The organism is Winogradskyella sediminis (assembly GCF_003387355.1).
Classification (GTDB): Bacteria; Bacteroidota; Bacteroidia; order Flavobacteriales; family Flavobacteriaceae; genus Winogradskyella; species Winogradskyella sediminis.
The window spans coordinates 5,001-7,500 of record NZ_QUNH01000009.1; the positions used below are offsets into that span (position 1 = coordinate 5,001).

Sequence of the window (2,500 nt, forward strand, 5' to 3'; positions counted from 1 at the left end):
GTACGCCGGGGATAACAGGCTGATCTCCCCCAAGAGCTCATATCGACGGGGGGGTTTGGCACCTCGATGTCGGCTCGTCACATCCTGGGGCTGGAGAAGGTCCCAAGGGTTGGGCTGTTCGCCCATTAAAGTGGCACGCGAGCTGGGTTCAGAACGTCGTGAGACAGTTCGGTCTCTATCTACAGTGGGCGTTAGAAATTTGAGTGGATCTGACTCTAGTACGAGAGGACCGAGTTGGACGAACCTCTGGTGTACCTGTTGTTCCGCCAGGAGCATTGCAGGGTAGCTACGTTCGGAAGGGATAAGCGCTGAAAGCATATAAGCGCGAAACCCACCACAAGATGAGATTTCTTTAAAGGGTCGTGGAAGATTACCACGTTGATAGGCTATAGGTGTAAAGGCAGTAATGTCATAGCCGAGTAGTACTAATAACCCATAGGCTTATTGTACGGTGTTTTTTTATATAGTACTTGTTACTTACATATCATGTGATTTTTTCAATATGTCAACAATATTAGTGTTGATTATTTATAACAACCCAAGTTCTGATGATATCAGAATAAAAACTTAAGGTGGTTATAGCGACGGGGCTCACCTCTTACCATTCCGAACAGAGTAGTTAAGCCCGTTTGCGCCGATGGTACTGCTTTACTGTGGAAGAGTAGGTCGCCGCCTTTTTTGAAAACCCTTACTAGTGATCTAGTAAGGGTTTTTTGTTTTTTACTCCTTTTTTGTAGTAAGAGAAATTATGTTTTATGAGTAACGTATAATACGGTTTACTTTTTCTTTTTGAATAACATAAATAGTTGGTCTTTAAAAGCACCAACGAGAATCTTTTCTTAATATTATAGAATCAATTAAGTGAAATACCAATTTGACTTTCGATGAATTGGGCTAATCATAATTTAATGACGTAAATCTCGTGATTAATTAGTAGCTTAAGAGACAACTGCGTTTCTGGGTCTAAGAAACTAAGGATTTTATAAATTAATCAAATAAAAAAGACACCATTTTGCTTTTTTTTCTTGAATATGCCATCTAAAATGGTATTGGTATCGATAAATAGAAATGTAATTGTAGCAATACAAAGTATAAAGACAATAATAAGCGTTGGAATGTATAGTTGCTTTTCACAATTGCTTAAGGCTAAACGTACCAAAGTAGAACCTAATAATATAAGACCTAAACAATTTGTTAAACGGTTTATGCTTTTGGTTAAGATCTCTTGGTTCGCTCCATTATTATCTGCGAGGGTCATAATATTTTTTACATTGTTGTACTTATTTTAATAGAATTGTAATTTCCATATTTTAAATATTTTTTTATTCATAATCATCTTGTTGGAGCTATGGATTGACTTGCCGGTACAGAATTATATATTTACCATCTTGTTGTGTTTTATTTTTCCAAATTAAATCATGATGGTCGTCGTAATTATGTTCAGAAGTAGTTTTTTTGTGCTATTCCTATTGACATTCCTGAACTTCGGGTTGAGAATGCTGGATCAACTATGACTTCAGTAGGAAATCTTGCTGTTGAAAATAATTCTCTATTTTAATAAAATGTCAGACAATCTATTATAGGATTAAGTTTGATGTACATCTCTATTGTACTAATAACATATTTTGTAATTCCAGAAATAACGACTAATGACAAAATTTTAGATACTATTTTAATACCTTTAATAGTTTTTGATTCATTTTCTATTAAATTCATATTACGATTCTTTAATAAATATCTAAACTTAATTCAGGACCATTCTATGAAGTAGGACCGATGCGTCTTTATCTTAGGGATAGAACATATAATAAATACTTGTATTTATATGTGTTTAACCCTTATTTTATAATGATTGCTATCTATAATATAAGATTGTCTACTTTATATAAAGAGAATATAGAAACAAAAAAGGATGCCGCTACTACCGCTAACGCACTTATTTGTTATGGTTCTAGCTTGTCCAGGTCGTTGGTTTTTATCGGCGCACATGGGCCACACACGCCATCAAGGAATTAAAAACAAAAAAGATTTAGGGTATAAGATAGTGGTTTCAAGGGTCTTAAAAAAAAGATTAAAATAAAAATTAAAAAGGGCTTGTGGGTTTAGAAAAGGGTTTTATATTTGCACCCCGAAACAAAGACAAGTAGTCAAGTTTCAGACGTTCATTACCAGACAAAATTAGCTTTAGAAAAATAAATTATTTTTTTTAAAATAAAGTTGTGAGAATGAAAAAAGGGTTTTATATTTGCACCCGCTTAGCGCAATAGTGTTAAGAGAAAGTAAAGAGAAAGTTCATTAACATATTGAATTGACAGCGTAAGAACTAACTGGAAACGGTTAGTTATAACAAGAGAATAGATCATTTAGAGTACTAGATAAATTCCTATTAGTTGTTAAAGATATAGTCGTAAGACTTAAAATTTAACGATGAAGAGTTTGATCCTGGCTCAGGATGAACGCTAGCGGCAGGCCTAACACATGCAAGTCGAACGGTAACATT

Annotated in this window: 1 protein-coding gene and 3 rRNA genes (2 of these 4 only partly in view); 3 read left to right on the forward strand and 1 reads right to left on the reverse strand. The window is 34.4% G+C overall.

Translation table 11 applies throughout. The features are described from left to right. Window positions 1-449 (forward strand): 23S ribosomal RNA (locus C8N41_RS16245); it begins 2,376 nt to the left of the window's first position. A gap of 119 nt (window positions 450-568) precedes the next feature. Further along, window positions 569-678, forward strand: a 5S ribosomal RNA gene (gene rrf / locus C8N41_RS16250). A 313-nt stretch (window positions 679-991) separates the two neighbouring features. Here rrf and C8N41_RS16255 read toward each other — a convergent pair. Further along, the gene (locus C8N41_RS16255) at window positions 992-1,258 is read right to left on the reverse strand and encodes a DUF6095 family protein (RefSeq protein ID WP_115840034.1); all 267 of its coding nucleotides are present in this window, start codon (window positions 1,256-1,258) and stop codon (window positions 992-994) included. Window positions 1,259-2,424: 1,166 nt separating this feature from the next. On the opposite strand from C8N41_RS16255, the gene C8N41_RS16260 reads away from it, so the two are divergent. Beyond that, window positions 2,425-2,500 (forward strand): 16S ribosomal RNA (locus C8N41_RS16260) (it continues 1,446 nt past the right edge of the window).